This is a genomic window from Myxococcus sp. AS-1-15 (assembly GCF_020037055.1).
Lineage (GTDB): Bacteria > Myxococcota > Myxococcia > Myxococcales > Myxococcaceae > Myxococcus > Myxococcus fulvus.
Map to the genome: position 1 here is coordinate 85,721 of NZ_JAIQDF010000007.1, position 18,286 is coordinate 104,006.

An 18,286-nucleotide genomic window follows, 5' to 3' on the forward strand; every position below is an offset into this window, starting at 1 on the left:
TACAGAAGCCGGCCCCGCGAGGACAAACCGTCCCCGGGTCCAGGCTCAACGCAGGCGCACGTCGGCGGGCCCTTCCACCTCCACCTCGACGCCGCCCGCGCCCTTGAGGGTGACCTCCGCGCCGTCCGGCACCAGCAGGCGCACGGTGCGGCCCAGCGGCACCTCGCGCCCCTCCAGCAGCACCGCGGTGGCCAGGTCATCCGTCTCCGCCACGGCGAAGCCGTCCTCCACCACCGCCACCAGCCCGCCCTCGCCCAGGTCTCCGGCGTGGATGAAGGGGACCTTGGGGCGGAACGGCGGCGCGGGCAGCGGCTGGTGGGGCCCCTCGTGCTTCGTGTCGGAGCCGAGCCGGCTCAGGCCGTTGGGCGTGAAGAAGGCGACGAAGTACTGGGTGGACGTGTACGCGTCCTCGTGCGCGCTCTTGGGCGTCACCTGCACGTTGGTGTAGCGGGCGGCGACGATGCGCAGCGCGCGGGGCGCCTCCTGCACGCCGCCGTCCGCCCAGCGGTACGACGGGAGGTTGGAGCCGTGCAGCTTCGCCTCGTCCGCGTCGCCCACCTCCAGCGTGTCACCCTTCTCCAGGAAGCGCAGGCCGCCGCCGAAGTACTCGAGCACCGCGGGCCCGGTGGCGGTGAGCTTCACGTCGCCCAGGAGCTGCGCGCCCACGGCGATGGTGTACTCGGCCTTGCCTTCCTTGCGCACCACGGGGGCGCCGGCCGCGAGCAGTCCGGCGATGGGCTTGTCCGAGCGCTCCTTGCAGCCGGCGACGAGACTGGCCGCGACCAGCAGGCATCCCACGAGGCGCTGCGCCATGTCCCGTACTCCTCCCGGTTGACTCGAGCTCAGACGATCCACCCACCACCCAGGACCCGGTCCTGAGCGTAGACCACGGCGGCCTGTCCCGGCGTGACGGCGCGCGCCGGCGCCTCCAGCTTCACCGAAACGAGCCCGTGGGGGGAGATCTCCACGCGCCCGGCGGCGCCGGCGTGGCGGTGGCGGATGCGGACCTCCACGGGCGTCTCGGGAGACGGGGGCGCGTCCACCCAGTGGGGCTGGAGCAGCCCGAAGCGATCCCGCCCCGTGTCCTCGGCGTTGCCCACGACGACGCGGTGGGTGTCCGGCTCCAGGCGCTGGACGTAGCGCACCTGGCCGCCGCCCAGGTTGAGGCCCTTGCGCTGGCCCACCGTGTAGCGATGGATGCCGTGGTGCTTGCCGAGCACCTGCCCTTCCGCGTCGACGATGTCGCCCTCGGGCTGGGGGCCGGCGACCTTCTCCACGAAGCCCGCGTAGTCGCCGTCCGGCACGAAGCAGATCTCCATGCTCTCCGGCTTGTGGCTGGTGGGCAGCGCGTGGCGCTCGGCGACGGCGCGCACCTGGGCCTTGGTCATGTCGCCCACGGGGAAGACGATGTCGCGCAGCTCGTCCTGGCCCAGCGTGAAGAGGAAGTAGCTCTGGTCCTTGGCCAGGTCCGCGGCGCGGCGCAGGACGTAGCGGCCGTCCTGCTCCTCGACGCGCGCGTAGTGGCCCGTGGCCAACCTGGCGCCGAGCGCCCGGGCCCGCTTGAGCAGGAAGTTGAACTTCACGTCGCGGTTGCAGGCCACGCACGGGATGGGCGTGCGTCCGCCCAGGTACGACTGGACGAAGGGGTTGACGACGCGGTCCTGGAAGATCTCCTCCGCGTTGGCGACGTAGTACGGGATGCCCAGCGCCTGGGCGACGGCGCGCGCGTCATCGATGTCGTCGGGACTGCAGCAACTGCCGCACTTCGCCTTGCCCTCGTAGGACCAGACGCGCAGGGTGATGCCGATGACCTCGTGGCCCTGCTCCTTGAGCAGGGCGGCAGCGGCCGAGGAATCCACCCCGCCGCTCATCGCAACGACGACTCGCATGGTGTCCCTTCCTACACGCCCCGGCCTCCGGGCGCACGCGGCAGGACGCTGGATGCCCCCGGAACCCGACCGGGAGCCCCCCTTGGACAGGGCAGCCCCGGCCGACACGAGAGCAGGCGCGCCCTCGTGCGCCCCGGTGGGCCCACGCCCGACAGGGGAAGCGAGCCGCCCCTGGCGGCTCTGGCAAGCCGCGTGTCAGCTCGGACGCCGGGCCGCCAACCTCGGGGCCCCTCTGACAAGCCATGCGCCGCCGCGCGAGGGGCTCACCTCGGGCCTTCGACCGAGCCAGGTGGCAGCCCGCGCACCGCCGCGCGAGCAGTCCCCGCCTCAAGCCTTCGGGCGGGCCGCGTGCCAGTCCTTGAGCCGCTGCGCCAGGGCCTCGCGGGTGTTCAGCGCGGGGTCATCCAGCACGGAGTCCATGAGGAAGCGGGTGGCCTCTCCGACGATGGGCGACGGGCCGACCCCGAGCGTGGACATGATGTCGCCGCCGGTGAGCGCCAGGTCCTTGGCCACCAGGGGCGGCTTCGCGGCGGCGAGCGCCTCCAGCCGGGCGCACAGCCGCTCCAGCTCCGCCGAACGCTCGGGCGCCCGAGCCTGGACGCGGGCCCGGGCCACGGTGATCAGCGCGGGCAGCTGCGCGAGCCCCACCCGGGCCAGGAGCCGGCGCAGCGCGGGGTCCGGGTCCGCGAAGCGCTCCTCGAGCTTCGCGGTCTCCACGAGCAGCGCCACCAGGTCCGCGACCTTGTTGGGGAACTTCAGGCGCAGGCCGATGTCCCGGGCCTGGCTCCGGTCCACCAGGTCCGCGAGGAGCGCGGCCATCCGGACCTCCACCTCCGCCGGCGCGGCCTGCACGGCGGCGCGCGCGAGCCGGGCCTCTTCGGGCGCGGCGCGGGCCACCTCGGGGAGGAACACGTCCAACAGCCCCGTCTCCACCAGCAACACGAGCCCGCCCTCGGCGCGCGGGGACAGCAGCAGCTTGACCAGCTCCTCGCGCACGCGCTCCAGCGCGACCTTGCGGAAGACGCCGAGCGTGGCGGGGATGGCGTCGCGCGTGGCCGAGTCCAGCGAGAAGCCGAGCACCGCGGCGAAGCGGACCGCGCGCATGGGGCGCAGGCCATCCTCGGAGAAGCGCTCGAACGCGGAGCCCACGCACTTGATGAGCTGGGCCCGCAGGTCCGTCTGGCCGCCGAACGGGTCCACCAGGTCGCGGTCCAACGGGTTGTAGGCCATCGCGTTGATGGTGAAGTCGCGGCGGGACAGGTCCTTGACGATGTCGCGCTCGAAGGCGACGGAGCTGGGCCGGCGCCCGTCCAGGTAGTCCCCCTCCGAGCGGAACGTCGTCACCTCCACATGCGTGCCGCCCTGGACGACGGTGACGGTGCCGTGCTGGATGCCGGTGGGGATGACCTTGCGGAAGGCGCGCTGGACCTCCTCCGGCAGCGCGCTGGTGGCCACGTCGAAGTCCTTCGGGGGGACCTGGCGCACCATGTCCCGCACGCAGCCGCCCACCAGGTACACGGCGTGGTTGAGCTCCCGCAGCCGCGCGATGACGTCGAGCACGGGGCGGGGAATGTCGGCGTTATGGAGATTGGCGAGCATGCGTCCCAGGTCGGCGGGCGTCGTGCCCGCCTGACACCTGGGTTGTACTTGCGCCCCCCGCTCTGGATCCAGGCCCAGGATGCGCCGTCGTGTTCAGGACTCCGGCGCGCAGGACAGTCCGACGGACTCGTGGGGCTGCGCGGAGGTGGCGCAGGCGATGATGAAACACTCGTTCTTGGAGCGGCACACCCCGTCACAGCACAGCTGCTGCCCCGTCGGGCACGCGCCGCCGTCCGGGCACGGGCCGCAGTTCACCGACGTCCCACAGTTGTTGGCGACGCAGCCGCAGCGGTTCTGGCAGGTGGTGAGGAGGGGGTCCGGCACACAGCTCGACTCGCAGTAGTTCAGCGGGTTGCACTCGTAGCCGACCCCGCAGGAGCCACACTCCAGCTTGCCGCCGCAGCCATCCGAGGGGCTGCCGCACTGCCAGTTGTTCGCCAGGCACGACGTCTTCGGCACACAGCCCGTCGAGTACAGCTCGCTGGGCTGGCGGGACCACACGCCATTCGAGTCGACGTTCCACCCGCCGTTGAGCAGCACCTGGTCCGGCGCGTTTCCAACGAGCGACATGCCGAAGTCCCGCCGCGCCAGCGCGAGCGCCGTCAACGCGGTCCAGCCGCCCGTGCCGATGTCGTAGCGCGAGACCCACTGCGCCGGCGCGCCCGTCGTCGGGTGATATCCGCCGACCACCAGCACCGAGCCGTTGCTCAGCTCCACCGCGCCGTGTCCGACGCGAGGGAACGGCGCCCAGATGGCGGTCGTCCAGGTGTTCGCGACGGGGTCGTAGCGGGAGGCCATCTGGCTGGGCACATCGCTCTGCCACTGCGGCCCCACGACGAGCACCTCGCCATTGACCGTGGTCGTCAGCAACGTCGCCGAGTGTCCCGCCGCGAGCACCGCGCCGCTGTTCGCCGTGGCGATCCACGTGTTGGTGCTCGGCCGATAGCGCTCGTGCTGGTTGCGGTTTCCCAGGAGCAGCACGTCGCCATTGCGCAGCAGCGTCGCGGTGTGGCCGGAGTACCCGCCCCTCGAAGGCGAGGCGGCGAGGGTCCACGTGCCGGTGGCGGGGTCATACAGCTCCGCGGAGCCAAGGCCCTGCGTGGTGGCGGTGCCGTCGCCGCCCACCACCAGCACCTTGCCGTTCTGGAGCAGCGTCTGGGTGTGTCGGGCCCGCGCCGCGATGAGCGAGCCGGTGGCGGTCCACGTCCCCGTGGCCGGGTCATACAGCTCCGCGTCGCGGCCATTTCCCAGGGGGGTGATGCCTCCGGACACGAGCACGCGCCCGTCCTGGAGCCGGGTGGCGGCATGCTCGTACCGCGCCACCACCATGTCCCCGGTGGTGCTCCACGGCGTCGAGGCGCCCGGCGTGTAGAGCTCGGTGGCGCGGAAGTCGGCGGGAGCGCCCTGCGCGGTGCCTCCGGCGACGAGCACCCGCCCATCCGCGAGCGTCGTCTGCGTGAAGCCCGTCCGGTTGTACGTGGGCGAGGCCGTCAGGACCCGCGTCTGCTGGGACACCAGCGCGGCGGGCTCGGCGCTCTTCGGCGCGGGCGAGCCGCATGCCATCACGAAGAACACTCCCAGGAGCGCGGCGCCCCTCTTCATCCCAGCCTGCTGGCTCACGACGCCTCCGGAGAACAGTCCGTGACGTATACGGAGCGGGCCCGGAAGTCCGGCAGTTGCCTCCTCGCATTCCCCTACCCGGCCCCTTGTGGGAGCCGGGCGTCGGGGGTGCTCAGCCCTCGATGTCGCCGAGGATCTTCCCGATGGGGGTCGGGGTGCCGATCATCTTCTGGAAGACGCTGCGATTGTCGGAGCCCTCGTCGTAGCGCTGGATGGCCTCGTTCGTCGGGTTGGGCAGGTTCGGCGCGCGGCCCGAGTAGTCATTGCGGCTGGGCAGGCCGTGCTCGGCGCGGATCTTGTTCTCCGTGGGCGCCCAGCCCGCGGGCGTGTGCGGCGTGGGCTTCAGGCCCACCGTCTCGAACTCCTCGGTCAGCATCGTGCGACGGTTGAGGTTCGCCTTCATGTTGTCGGCGAAGTCGGGGTAGCGCTTGAAGACGTCGGCGTTGGCGTGCTTGCTCGACTCGATGGAGCCCACCTGGAGGCCGTTGGAGGCGCGCCACGCGTGGACCGACTCGTGGCCCAGGCTGTTGAAGCGCATGTTGCCGGGGGCCGTCTCATCGTAGTTGATGCGGCTGGGCAGGCCCGCGCTGGGCTGGCCATCGTGACGGTAGGCCGGGCGGATGGACTCGTAGGTGCCCTGGTGCCTCGGCAGGTGCGACATGGGCATGTCGGCGTTGCGGCCCGAGTAGATGTCCGTGGAGGTGATGGGGTTGCGCACGGTGCCCGTCTGGCCGGGGTTGAGCGCCTGGGTGCGGCCGTCCAGCTCCGTCAACATGCGATTGCCGGTGGGCCGGTTCATCAACGTGTGGGTGGACTCGCGCGTGTCGCGGGTGAAGTCCGCGAACTGGGCGCCGCTCTGGCCGCCATCGCGGCGGGTCCGGATGCCCGGGAGGTCCGGGTGCGTGACGCCGTAGTCGGTGGGCTTGAGGTGGTTCTTCCCATCCTGGAGCTCCGTGGCGGACGGACGGGCCTTGGGCAGCGACGTCGTTTCGGGCTTCGCCGGGGTGCTGTTGGAGCGGGGGCGCGACGTCGTGTCCGTCTTGGGGGCCGGCGTGGAGAACGACGGGCGGGAGCGGAGCTTCATGGGGGATCGCCTCGGAGTGGGAGTCGGTGACGTGGAAGCCCTGGAGCATTCGCCGTGCCGACCCTTCCCCACTTCGACTCCGTCACCTGGGGCTCGTGATTCCAGTGGGTTGCGGTTTTGAGGGGACGATTTCGGGCGGGGGCGGTGATGTCTGGGGGCAAGGGGGTGATGACGGTCGTCATCAGGGGCGGGGCCGGGATTGGAGGCGCGGGGCTCGGACGTGGCACGCTGGGCGGTGGCCGTGCGGCGTGCGCATGGCCAGGGTGTTGGTGTTGGAGCGGGTCCCCACCAGTCGCGGGAGGCTCACGGATGCTTCGCCACACGCTCACGCAGGCCTTGAAGGAGCTCCGGACCCGGATTGCCTCGGGGGACCCGGACTTGAAGGCCGCGCGGCACCTGGTCGAGCGACAGGTGCGTATGTCCCCGGAGGCCCACGCGTACCTCGACAAGCTGCTGGCCGAGACGCGCAAGGAGTCGAGTCGCGAGGAGCTGCGGCGGCCCTTCCCGGCGGAGCCATCGGCGGCCCAGGTCGTCGAGCACCGGCTCTGGGATGAGGCGTGTGAGAGCGCGCGGCGGAACATGGCGCCGCCGTTGAGCCTCACGGTGTGGAGCGATGAGGAAGGGCTGACGCGCCTGGAGGTGCTGGGGTTGTTGACGTTGGCGTTGCGCAGGCTCGCGGCGACGCCGGAGTTCGGCGCCGGGCCGCTGCTGCCAGGACTACAGCGGTGAGCCGATACGCTCCGTCGGCGAGCCCTGCGGACAGGAGCTCGCCGGGCCTGCCTGGGACTCGGCCTGGCGCCCGGCTTTGAAGCCAGGCGTTCACAGGTCCGGGGGTACTCCGCGCCCGAGCCGCTGCGGCGCGCGGTGGAGAACCTGACCAGCAACGCGGTGCAGTACGGCTCTTCGGAGCGGCCCATCACCATCACCGTGGACAGCCTTCCCGAGCGTGGCACCCGTTTCACCATCGACATTCCCAAGGACGCGCGGCCGTTCCAGCAGGCGCCGACGCTCGCTCGGTGAGTGATTGCCACCAGCGTCCATCAGCGGACGGAGACCTGCCCGACAGAGACAGTGGCCGGCTCCAGCCGTGGACCCAAGGATAGAGCAGCCAGGCACACTCCCTGGTGCCTGACCGCCCAGCCTGTCATGACAAGCATTGGGCGCGCACCCCCGCCGGTCCAGACATGCCCATCCCTCCCAGAGCAGTCTTTTCGTCGTTGAGCTGTGCCCTGCTGTTGAGCGCCTGCGGCCCCGATTACGAAGGCGACGTCGGCGCTCCTTCTCGGTCGGAGGACGTTTCGCCCGAAGTCGAAGAGCCAGGAGAGGACGGCAGCGTGTCGCAGGCGACGTTCGGGGGGCATCTGGGCAGTGCGCTGGGCCACATCGCCTCATTCGATAGCTGCGCCGCCAACAACGAGTGGCGCACGACCTGCGGCACGGGCGCGGCGCGGGACATGTCGTACACGTGGACGGTTCCTGTCACCGGGGACTACTCCATCACCACCTACGGGTCGTCGTACGACACGATCTTGGAGGTCCGCAGGGCCGCGGACACGGGCGTTGTCTATGCCTGCAATGACGATTGGGCGGATGGCAACTATCGGTCTCGAGTCGTGCTCCGGGACCAACCCAAGGGCCGCAAACTCTTCATCATCGTCGACGGCTACAGCGGCGATTGCGGAGCAGGCCGCCTGTACATCAACGGCCTCTAATCCGAACCCACCCTCGGATCCGCCGATCCTCGCGTAAACGGCGCCCTGTCCTCATGGAGCGAGGCTGCTTTAGATGCCCTGTGCATTCACAGCAGCCTTCCCGGAGGATCTCTTGCTCGCGCGTCCGACCCTCACCGTGTTCGTCACCGTTGTCTGCCTGATGGGCTGTCGAGGCACGTCCTCGAACACCGCCTCCGTGCAACCCTCGATGGCCGAATCCGCGGCCCCTGCGGCGTCAGCAGTGTCTGACGCCGCCAGGGAGCTGACCGGGACCTGGACCTGCAACGGCTCCATCCACGGACCCGGCGGTGCGAGCCCGAGCAAAGTCCGATTCGAGGCCCGGCTCGAGCTCGACAAGGCCTGGCTGCGCACCGACTTCGTGGCGGTGTCCGGTGAGTACCCCTACAAGTTCACGTCGTACCGGACGTTCGATTCAACGGCTCGCACGTGGAGGAATGTCATCCTCGACAACATGGGAGGCGATGCCACGTCTTCGTCCACGGACGGCGTCACCTGGGTCGGCGAGTCGACCGGCCCCATGGGCAGGATGAAGATCCAGGACACCGAGCACCTCGTCTCGCCTGGGATGCTGACCCTGCGCGGCCAGTATTCGATGGATGGCATGAGCTGGAACACCGGCTACGACCTGACCTGCGAGAAGTGACGAGTCACGGGATGCGGGGCCGGGACGACTCAGGTGTCTGGAATCGACCCAGGTTGCTCCCCGCACTTGAATCCCCGACGATGCGCGCGGCCCGGTCGTCCTTCGCTCGCACATCTTCACATCAGGGGATTCTCCATGAACCGCTTGAAGCTGTTGTTGCTGGGATGCGTCGCCGTGCTCGCATTCGGTTGCGGAACTCCGTCGGACGAACTCGCCGTCGAGGACGCGACCGGCGCTGCCCAGGAGCTGACTGGATGTACCGCGACCTGCGAGCAGGGCACGGTCAGCTGTCCGTCTTCGTCGACGACGTGCTCCGCGACCCACTACGTGGGCGTGACGTGCGACGGCGTTGACATCCCGTGCCCTCCGCCGGAGCCGCAGGAGTGCGACCCTTCCCTGCCGCTCTGCACGACGCTTCAGGGCCAGCTTTGCAACTCCCTCAACGCCGAGACGCCCTGCTGTATCGTGGAGACGTCCGGCTCGTGGGAGAGCTCCTGCGTGTGCTTCCGAGCTGGCGCGACGCGGCCTCCCTACCGGTGGGCCTGCGCGTTCTAGTCGCGGCGCATTGACGGCCGTCCTCGATTCCGCTCGAGGATGGCTGGAATCACGCCCCTCCCGTCCCATGCCGGACATGGGAGGGGCGGCGGTGCACGAGTCTTCCAGGTAGGATGGCGAGGGATTCTTCTGTGTGGCGCTGCCGGCGCGTCACCCGGAATCCCTGGAGGGATTCGACGCCATGCTGAACAAGGCCTTCGTCGTCCTCGCGCTGGTGTTCATCAGCGGTCTCGAGGCCTCGGTCTTCTGCTACAGCCTCTGGGGTTACTTCATCACGCCGCCAAGTGGAGCGGGCGTGCTGGCCGCCTCGCGCCGACTCGAAGCACTGACGTCCTTCAGGAGCGACCCGAACGGGGATGTGGAGCTGCGTCCGACTCAGCCCATCGTGCCGAGCGAGTTCATCGGATGCCCGCTCTTCGACTTCACGTCCAGGTGCATGCATGACCGGCTGATGGCGGCGGTGATCACGTTACCGGGAGACCTCTCTCGGACGGAGTCGGTGGAAGAACTTCGTCCGCAGATTGAGAGCGTCTGCGGGAACTGGGCCTCGTCACGACGAGGTAAGGCGATCACCGTGCAAGGCGACTCGGGGCAGATGCGATTGATCACCTGCACGTCGGGAGAACTCAGCAATGACCTCTTTGCCTATCGGGAGGTGCTGTTCACCCAAGGCGAGGAGAAAGAGATCGCATCCATCGAATATGAGGTCTCGGGCTCCGAGTTCCTCACGATGCCCTTCTTCTTCACGTATCTGCTGCCCTTCAACATCTGCCTCTATGTGATTGGACGGGTCGCTGGGAGGCAATGGTACGGCCCGCCGCTCCCAGCAGCAGAGGGCGGACTCCCCACCGTCACATAGAGGGCTCCGGGCAGGAAATCACCTGGCCGCGGCGTGGCGCTTCTTCGCGGCGCTCGCCCTGGCCGACCGCCACGGCGCGGGCCCGCCTTCCTTCCACCATCAGCAAATGCCAGACCCCGGGTATTGCCGCAAGCCCCCCCGGTCATGGTCCACCCTCGCCCGTTTCGACCCAGGAGCGGGAGGACCGAGCCATGCACAGGGACATGATAACGCAACACGCCGTGGTGATTGCGGGAGGAGGCCCGACCGGGCTGATGCTGGCGGCGGAGCTGGCGTTGGCGAAGGTGGACGTGGCCATCGTCGAGCGTCGTGCCAGTCAGGATGTCGCCGGCTCGCGCTCGCGAGGCCTGCACGCGCGCAGCCTGGAGGTGCTCGATCAGCGCGGAGTCGTCGAGCGCTTCGTCTCACAAGGGCAGCCGGTCCAGAACGTGGCGTTCGGACAGACGCCGCTGGACCTCAGTGACTTCCCGACGCGTCACAACCACGGGCTCGCGCTCCTGCAGGAGCGCTTCGAGCGCATCCTGGCGCAGTGGGTCGAGGAGCTCGCGGTGCCCATCTACCGAGGATGCGAGGTGACGGGCTTCGCGCAGGACGACACGGGCGTCGACGTGGCGCTGTCCGACGGCCGCGCGCTGCGGGCGAAGTACCTCGTCGGATGCGATGGGGGCCGGAGCCTGGTCCGCAAGTCAGCGGGCATCGAGTTCCCGGGCTGGGACGCGTCGATCAGCTACCTCATCGCCGAGGTCGAGATGACGGGAGCCCCCGCGTTCGGCATCCGCCGGGACGAGAAGGGCACGTTCGCCATGGGCAAGCAGGCGGACGGAAGCGTCGGCGTCGTGCTGCGGGAGGAACAGGTCAACACGGGCGAGGCGCCGACACTCGAGACGCTGCGCGAGGGCCTCGTCAGGCTCTACGGGTCGGACTTCGGCTTGCGAAGCGCCACGTACCTCTCCAGGTTCACCGACATGACGCGGCAGGCGGCGTCCTACCGCGACCGACGGGTGCTGCTGGCTGGAGACGCGGCCCACGTACACTCGCCGATGGGCGGACAGGGGCTCAACCTCGGTGTGCAGGATGCCGTGAACCTGGGGTGGAAGCTGGCGCAGGTCGTGCGAGGCGTTTCGCCGGAGAGCCTGCTCGACACGTACCAGGCCGAGCGACACCCCGTCGCGGCCCGCGCGTTGCGCAAGACCATGGCGCAGACCGCGCTCAGTCGCGGCGACGCGCGGATGGATGCCGTGCGCGAGACGCTGTCGGAGCTGTTGCGGATGGACGAGCCTCGCAAGCAGTACGCGGCGATGATGTCGGGGCTGGACGTCCAGTATGACCTGGGCGCTGGACACCCGTTGCTCGGGCGGCGCGTGCCGGACCTCGACCTGGTGACCGCCGACGGCCCACGCCGCGTGTTCCAACTGCTGCACGAGGCACGACCGGTGCTGCTCGACCTGGGCGAACCAGGGGCCCTCGACATCGCGCCCTGGGCGGACCGGGTTCAACGGGTCTCGGCTCGCGACCCGGGCGAGTGGGTGCTCCCAGTGCTCGGCGTGGTCCCCGCACCCGTCGCGGTGCTGATTCGTCCGGACGGCCACGTCGCGTGGGTCGGCGAGGGCACGGAGCAGGGACTGCCTGAAGCCCTGGCCCGATGGTTCGGGCCGCCGAGCACGACGTAACACGCGCTCGTCCCCGGTGGCGCATAGGATGCGCCGCCATGGACTTCCAGGCGCGGCTCGAGGCGCTCACGCACCAACTCCGCCCCTGGTCCGCGCTCTGGTCCCGCTCCATCCTCCAGGGCTGGCCCGAGTCCGGCGCCGCCTATCCCGAGGAGTGGCGGGCCTATGCCCGGTCACTCGATGAAGCAGGCGAGCGGAGCTTGGACCAAGGAGTGCTCCAGGGAGTGCCGCCTCCCTCCCTGGCTGCGCTCCTGGGCGCGCTCCAGGAGCTGACGGCGATTCCCTGGCACGACGGCCGTCACGCGCTGACGGTCACGGAGACGCAGGGACTCAGCGACAAGAAGACCCACGAGCTCGAACGGGTGCTGGCCCTGCTGGGGCCCAGAACGCGCTTCATCCAGCAGGCGGTCGACATCGGCGGCGGCATGGGGCACCTGGCCCGCCTCTGTGCGCGGACGTTCGGCTGGACCTTCCACAGCATCGACAGGGACGCCGCGTTGCAGGACAAGGGCCGACAGTGGCTGAAGAGGACCCGAGCCTCGGTCGGAGACACCCTGCACTTCATCCAGGCCTCCGTCGAGGACGCCCCCCAACCGGGGATCGATCCGCTCTTCTCCGGTCGAGACCGCGCGTCCATCGGTCTGCACACCTGCGGGCCGCTCGCGCTCACGCAGCTCCGCAAGAGTCTGGGAGCGGGCTTCGTCCTGAACATTGGCTGTTGCTACGACAAGCTCGAGGTCCCCAGGGACTACCCCGTCTCCCGAGTCGGCCGCGAACATCCCCTGCCCTTCACACCGCATGCCCTGGCACTGACGACGCGGGGACGGCCGCGGAAGACCGAGGCGGAGTTCGCGCGGATGAAGCAGGTGTACGCGTGGCGCTTCGCGTTCCATCTCCTGTCGAAGCAGCGGTTTCCCGAGCGAGACTTCGTGAGGGCGGGAGACGCGCCCCGGGCGCTCTATGACGGCCCCTTCGCCATCTATGCGCTCGACCGCCTGGAGCGCCTGGGGCTCTCCTCGGGAATGACCGAGGCCGAATTGAATGCCTTCGAGGTCTCCGTTCGCGCCGAGACGCGGGAGCTCCTGCTCTGCCATCTGCTGAGGGACCGCTTCGCGAGGGCGTTGGAGGTCGTGCTCCTGCTCGATCGCGCGATGTTCCTGGAGGAACTGGGCTTCCAGGTCGAGCTGCTCCAGCTCTTCGAGCCCGACGTGTCGCCGCGAAACCTCGCGCTCATCGCGTCACGGAACACCTGAGGAAAGCAGGAGGAGCACCACGACGGGGCTCCCCAGCCCAGGAGACTGGAGGAGCCCCCGATGGCGGCCTACCAATCAACGTCGACGCAGGACCATCCGCCCAGACACGTGCACTGACTCTTCCCTCCAGCGCTGTTGCAGCAGAGGACACTCTCTCCCCCCCAGCACTGCTGACTGGTGACCGAACTGCACGGCGCATACGCGCACGTGGGATCCGGAGGATTCGTAGGAGGACACGCATGGAAGACCCCACTGCATGTCACTCCCGAGTAGTCGACGGCCTGACACGGCGTTCCCGAGCAGCTGATGGGCCCGTTGGCGCAGTTGGCATAGCACGTCGCCAGCTCCTGCGAGCTTTCACTCAATGCCTCTTCGCCGACGACTTCTGTCGCGGCTCCGCCACACCCCAGTGCGAACATGACGGCGAAAGCCACCCACAGCAGCTTCAAGCTCTTCATGAGGGTTCCCCTGTCGTGAGCGTGTGCGAGCGAGGGACCACCGGGCCACGGACATCCTCCGAGATTTGAGGGCCCAGGGCAAACCATACCCAATCGCAAGAGCCATCCTGGAGCGACTCGTCGCGACGCACCTGGGCATTCGAGGAGTCCCCGGAGACGTTCTTCGGCTCCTCCTCGAGGGCATGACACTGACGCATGGCGGACACCCCAGGAACTGGGGCGCTTGTCGAAAGCCCGTGCCCAGGACGAAGCGTGGAGTTTTGGACGCTGGATGCCCGAAACGAACCCCATCGCCAGGACCCGACATCCATGTATGCGAATGACCGAAGCGCGCCCGGGCTGAGAGGAATCGAGAACGAGGGATACCGAGCCCTCGTGGAGCGGGTCCTCGATGCGGGCTGTCTGTGGACAACTGCTTCAGGTGATGGGTGCGGATCCAAGCGCCCCCGCCGACCTGCGCTATGTGCCACGGGTGGACCTGGCGAGCATCGACCGTGAGGTCGCCACGATTCAGGCGGAGATGGATGCCCGCGGGTTCATCCTGGCAGCGGCCCCACCCGGGGCGGAGCGGATGCGCTCACTGCTGGAGAATGACATGAAGGGCTACATCTACTTTCACATGTCCTGTGAGCGTTACGGATGGAAGGATGTGTTCCCGGAGCTGACGTACTTCGAGGACGTGTCCGTCCAACCTGGACAGGGGATTGCAACCAAGACCCATAGACACATCCCTGCACACGACTGACAAAGCAGCAACCAGAACTTTCCATTCCAACCACAAACACCCATCCGTCAACTCCAGCACACCCGAACCCCTGACAGCGTCAGAACCGCGCCCCACGACCTTGCCCTTCACATGTCCGTCATCCAGGCTGCGCACAGACACAAACGAAGTGGAGGCCGCAATGACAGCTGTTGGACTGCGCCGTTATGTGTTGTGGGTTGGGCTCACGTTGATGACCGCGTGTGGAGGCCCCCTCCCGGAGGAGCAGGAGGGAGTCGAGGCGGCCCCCCGCGAGGAGTCGGCGGAGGTGGTCGAGAAGCCAGGTGCGGACCTCGCGTGCTTCGAGTTCGCGGAAGCCTGCGTTCCCGGGTGGCGCACGTGCGAAGTCCGTTGCTGTGATGGAGACCTGGACAGTTCCTACCAGGTCTGTGGCAACTGTCTGGATTGGGCTCAGGGCAGGTGTAGCAACCACGGTGGCGTTCGGCGCGTTCGCTGGTCGCCGTAGCCTACCGACTCACTCCGGACGGCGGAGCCACGCCGTCCGGAGCAGTCGGACAAGCGATGGACATCCAAGGGCGGCGCTGGAATCAGCGTTGATGCGCCGATGACCGGGACGTCGGCGCTGCCGTCGTCAACCTCGTCGTCGTCTGCATGGTGACAAGGCCTACGCATCGAAGAGGAGCTGACGTGGGCTGCGCCTGCGCGGCATCACCGCTCGCATTGCGCGTCCCGGCGTTGAATCCAAGGAACGACTGGGGCGCCACCTCGACCACCCGTGCGTGAGGGCGCTTGGCCCGGACGTGGGCGAGGAGCGCGGGACGTACGTCGGCGTCGTGCATGCCCGCGAGAAGGGGTGGACGGTTCGGGTCCGCCCGTTCTCCCGGCCACACACACCATGCCCCTATCGCCCCTGGGCATTGGCACGGTCGTGACACGCGGCGTGCAGGAGAGTTCTGCTCGGCAGTGGACTGCCGGCCTCCCTCGCGACTGATGGCTGGCACCTTTCTGTCCTGCGACGGTGAGTCCTCTCTCAGGGGTTCTCGGGATGATTCGAATATCGTGGTTTGCTGGGCTTGGAGCGCTGCTGTCAACCCTGGGTTGTCGTGATCCGGAGCCCGAGCAGCCGTATTGCGCGCTCCTCGACGAGCGAGTGGCTGCGTGTAGAGACGGCTCCTGCGACTCTGAGACGCAATTGGCGATTTGCAATGACATCATTGCCTTCTCGTCACTGTCTCCGTACCTCTGTGGAGAGTATGAGCCGTTACCGGAGCCCATTCCCACATCATGCGAAGACTGTAGCATCGACTTCTGTGAGCCTCTCCTTGAGGAGTTGAAGGCTGAATACCAAGACACCCGCTCTCCTGTCGTGGTGCGGAGCCAGCTCAAGCAGTTGCATGACAAGCTGAGCACACTGTGTGAGGCACAGCCAAACAAGGACCGGCCAACTGCTTCGCAGCGCCCACAGTGCATGGCGCCGTCGCGGTGACGTCCGAGTGACCAATGGCCAAGAAGTAACGACCGCCCCTTCTTGGCCCTCATGAACCCACGATTGAAAACTCCATCTTCGCCCTCGCCGTCGGCCAGCTCCTGGTGCCACGCCTCAACGGACTCCTGTCGCGTCGGCAGGTGAAGCACGAGCAGGCCGCGGACCGCGCGGAACTCCGGCTGGTGGACCAGCGCCTGCGCGCGCTCGAGGCGTGGCAGGGCGAGGCCCGGCCCCAGTTCGGACAGGTCTCCAACCACGTTCACGTGCTCATGGGCGAGCACGGGGCGCGCCAGGGCCAGGCCACGCCCCCGTGCACTGGAGGGCCCGTTAGCATTAACGGCGGGTGCTGGGAGAAGGTGGAGTTGTGGATCAGAGACTGCGGTTCTGTTGGCTACGTTCACGAGGGCGGCTGCTATGTGCCCGCGAAGACGCCCCATGCGCGTGTTCCGCCGGGGTAGAGCTTCGCCGCAGCCGCCCGCACCTCCGACGGACGCCCCGGTGTTCGGGAGCGACCCGAAGGGCTACCGAGTCGATCACCACCGGAGCCCCTATTCGCAGCCTTCACACTGAGTGCTAGATTCCGCCACTGCATTACCACTGCAACGGAGGGGAATCCATGAAGTTGCTCATGACTGGTGGTCTGCTGGCGCTTGGATTGATGTTCGGGTGTGGTGGGCCCGTCGATGACACCGAGAACGCGTCGGAAGCGCAACTCGTTGAAATTGAACAGAGCTATCACGCGCCCGCCATCTGCGGAAAGACTGTCACCTGCCCAGCGGGAATGCAGTGCTGCGGCTCTCCCGCGCGCTGCGTGCCAAATTGTGGCCAGGGAGGAGTGGACTAGCCGGATGGGAGAGGGCAGCCCGCTCTGAGGCCATAGCGAGCTGCCCGCCACTACTGGCCGAACGTCCAGCGAGCGCCGATGCCGGCCAGCCCAGCACCGCAGAGGCCGTCTCGCGGATGGATGGGAGCATCGCCGCGGTGATCATGGAGCGTGAATGTCATATCTGGGCAATCTCATGCTGGGACCAGGGAGACTCCTTTTCCTCGTGGCCCAAGGCCTTCGCCCCGCGCGTCACCGGGGGGTAGACGCGCCTGTTGGCGCGAGACCGCTGCTTCCTCGATAGAAGAGCCAGTGGCTGTTGGCGCCGCCACTGCTGCAGCCATTGGCGGTCGTGTAGAACGTCATATGGACGACCTTGTCCCCCGGCGCAAAGGGGTTGAATCGCACGATGGCGGTCCTGCCTACATCCGTCGTTTCAAATGACAGGACCTCGGCGCTCGATCCCGTGGGCTCCCCCAGGAGCCAGTACCCACCGATGCCTGGGCTGGTCACGGAGGCCCGCAGCAGCAAGCCATTCGTGCCGTAGGTCCAACCGTAGAAGTCCGTCCCGGTCACCAGCTCCACCGTCCTGTAGGAGCCTGCATTGGTCTCGAAAGTGAGGGTTCCGTAGGGCCGGGTCAATGAGTAGGGGCCAGAACGGACCCTCTTGGTGAGGGTGGTGGTTCCACAGGCGCCGGAGATGGTCGCGGTCAGGTCGACATCGCCGATTTGAGGACCTCGAGCGAGCGTTCCAGTGTTGTTGCCGTGGGTGGTCGCCGTCGCCAAGGTCGGGTTGCTTGAGTTCCAGACGACGGAGGCACCACAAGGCAGCCCTGTAACTCGATACTCCTGGGGTGTCGCGGCGCAAAGGATGTCGGGGCCTGTAATAGCCATCGTGGGGTAGCCAGAGTTCGCCACGCTGGACCGATAGGGCCCATGAGTGGTGCTCCCGGCCTTCACCGAGACGGCGATGCCCGACTGAGCAGCTCCGCAGTTGGGAGTCAACGTGAGGGACGGTTCGGAGGTCGTCAGCGTGGCCGGTGCTGGTCCGCCCTGGTGGAGCCAGCCATTGCTCGCCGAGCCAAGGTCCCACTCGTACGCCGTGACGTTCGGAATTCCTCCGAGGTTGTTCACAGTGAAGGTCCGCGCCGACGTGTCCCCGCACGCCAGGGCGATGGACGCAGGGGTGAGGGAGAACACGGGAGGAATCGTCTCCGTAATGGAGATCTTGTTGATCAAGACCTGCGTCGACTTCGTGCTGGAGCCCTGGGTCGCCAGGACGAAGAGGTAGTCCAGGTCCTCGCTGGCGGTCCACTCGGTGAGGGGGTAGTTGCTGGCGGTCGCCGAGCTGATGTAGGCCGCCCCCACGACGTCATCCAGCAGCATCGACCAGCGGTCCGCGCCAACGGGCCCGCAGCTCGTGGGTTGGGTCTCATTGGGCGCAGGGAGCGACGTGCGCACAGAGAAGATGAGATGGGGGCTGGACACAGGATCATCTGAGATCTTCGACGCAGTCACCGCGAGGGTGTACTTGCGTCCGGCCTTGAACCCGACCTTCAGGGCATAGGCCGTTCCCAGGTTCGAGGCTGAGGTGTTTCCTGCCTGGGCTTCGAGGATGACAGCGCTGCCATTGAATCTGGCCCCTCCAGAGACCGGGTAATGAATGATGTCGTTGACTTTCGCAGGCGTCGAGAGATTGAAGACGTTGCAGATGCCGGTCGAGAGTCCGCTAGAGCTGTTGTAGGTGACGGTCCTCTGCGCGAGGGCGCTTGAGGTCGTCAGCAAGGCCACGAGCGCGAGTGTCTTCGCTAGGGCCCACGGAGATATGCCTCTCATTGAATGCTCCTGGGATGGGAGGATTCCGAGCTTGAGCGAGAATGTGATTGATGT

At 67.9% G+C, this 18,286-nt stretch carries 15 protein-coding genes; 9 read left to right on the forward strand and 6 right to left on the reverse strand.

Annotated features, from left to right (window positions below):
- Positions 1–45: 45 nt before the first annotated feature.
- From K8625_RS20405 to K8625_RS20425, 5 genes are all read right to left on the reverse strand, one after another.
- The gene (locus K8625_RS20405) at positions 46–813 is read right to left on the reverse strand and encodes a hypothetical protein (protein ID WP_141323298.1); all 768 of its coding nucleotides are present in this window, start codon (positions 811–813) and stop codon (positions 46–48) included.
- A gap of 29 nt (positions 814–842) precedes the next feature.
- Entirely contained in the window at positions 843–1,889 is a 1,047-nt protein-coding gene (gene mnmA, locus K8625_RS20410; protein WP_223747427.1) for a tRNA 2-thiouridine(34) synthase MnmA, read from the reverse strand.
- 327 nt (positions 1,890–2,216) lie between these two features.
- Positions 2,217–3,488, reverse strand: a complete 1,272-nt coding sequence (locus tag K8625_RS20415) for a CCA tRNA nucleotidyltransferase (protein ID WP_223747426.1) — start codon at positions 3,486–3,488, stop codon at positions 2,217–2,219.
- 93 nt (positions 3,489–3,581) lie between these two features.
- Positions 3,582–5,108, reverse strand: a complete 1,527-nt coding sequence (locus K8625_RS20420) for a kelch repeat-containing protein (protein WP_223747425.1) — start codon at positions 5,106–5,108, stop codon at positions 3,582–3,584.
- A 112-nt stretch (positions 5,109–5,220) separates the two neighbouring features.
- On the reverse strand, positions 5,221–6,192 hold the full coding sequence (locus K8625_RS20425) for a M91 family zinc metallopeptidase (RefSeq protein WP_223747424.1): 972 nt from the start codon (positions 6,190–6,192) through the stop codon (positions 5,221–5,223).
- Positions 6,193–6,501: 309 nt separating this feature from the next.
- Between K8625_RS20425 and K8625_RS20430 the strand changes: the two genes are divergently transcribed.
- The 9 genes from K8625_RS20430 (at position 6,502) to K8625_RS20475 (ending at position 16,031) form a co-directional block, all read left to right on the forward strand.
- The gene (locus K8625_RS20430) at positions 6,502–6,921 is read left to right on the forward strand and encodes a hypothetical protein (RefSeq protein WP_223747423.1); all 420 of its coding nucleotides are present in this window, start codon (positions 6,502–6,504) and stop codon (positions 6,919–6,921) included.
- A 135-nt stretch (positions 6,922–7,056) separates the two neighbouring features.
- Positions 7,057–7,212, forward strand: a complete 156-nt coding sequence (locus K8625_RS20435; RefSeq protein ID WP_223747422.1) for a hypothetical protein — start codon at positions 7,057–7,059, stop codon at positions 7,210–7,212.
- A gap of 197 nt (positions 7,213–7,409) precedes the next feature.
- Entirely contained in the window at positions 7,410–7,904 is a 495-nt protein-coding gene (locus K8625_RS20440) for a hypothetical protein (protein WP_223747421.1), read from the forward strand.
- 241 nt (positions 7,905–8,145) lie between these two features.
- Positions 8,146–8,568: a DUF1579 domain-containing protein gene (locus tag K8625_RS20445; protein WP_223783643.1), complete on the forward strand. Its 423-nt coding sequence runs from the start codon at positions 8,146–8,148 to the stop codon at positions 8,566–8,568.
- A gap of 688 nt (positions 8,569–9,256) precedes the next feature.
- The gene (locus K8625_RS20450) at positions 9,257–9,982 is read left to right on the forward strand and encodes a hypothetical protein (protein WP_223747419.1); all 726 of its coding nucleotides are present in this window, start codon (positions 9,257–9,259) and stop codon (positions 9,980–9,982) included.
- 191 nt (positions 9,983–10,173) lie between these two features.
- The gene (locus K8625_RS20455; protein WP_223783644.1) at positions 10,174–11,652 is read left to right on the forward strand and encodes an FAD-dependent monooxygenase; all 1,479 of its coding nucleotides are present in this window, start codon (positions 10,174–10,176) and stop codon (positions 11,650–11,652) included.
- A 38-nt stretch (positions 11,653–11,690) separates the two neighbouring features.
- The gene (locus tag K8625_RS20460; protein WP_223783645.1) at positions 11,691–12,905 is read left to right on the forward strand and encodes a methyltransferase; all 1,215 of its coding nucleotides are present in this window, start codon (positions 11,691–11,693) and stop codon (positions 12,903–12,905) included.
- 849 nt (positions 12,906–13,754) lie between these two features.
- A complete protein-coding gene (locus K8625_RS20465; RefSeq protein WP_223783646.1) occupies positions 13,755–14,108 on the forward strand; it encodes a hypothetical protein in 354 nt (117 codons plus the stop codon).
- Between the two features lie 1,569 nt (positions 14,109–15,677).
- On the forward strand, positions 15,678–16,031 hold the full coding sequence (locus tag K8625_RS20475) for a hypothetical protein (protein ID WP_223783647.1): 354 nt from the start codon (positions 15,678–15,680) through the stop codon (positions 16,029–16,031).
- Between the two features lie 617 nt (positions 16,032–16,648).
- Here K8625_RS20475 and K8625_RS20480 read toward each other — a convergent pair.
- The gene (locus K8625_RS20480; protein WP_223783648.1) at positions 16,649–18,187 is read right to left on the reverse strand and encodes a hypothetical protein; all 1,539 of its coding nucleotides are present in this window, start codon (positions 18,185–18,187) and stop codon (positions 16,649–16,651) included.
- Positions 18,188–18,286: the final 99 nt, after the last annotated feature.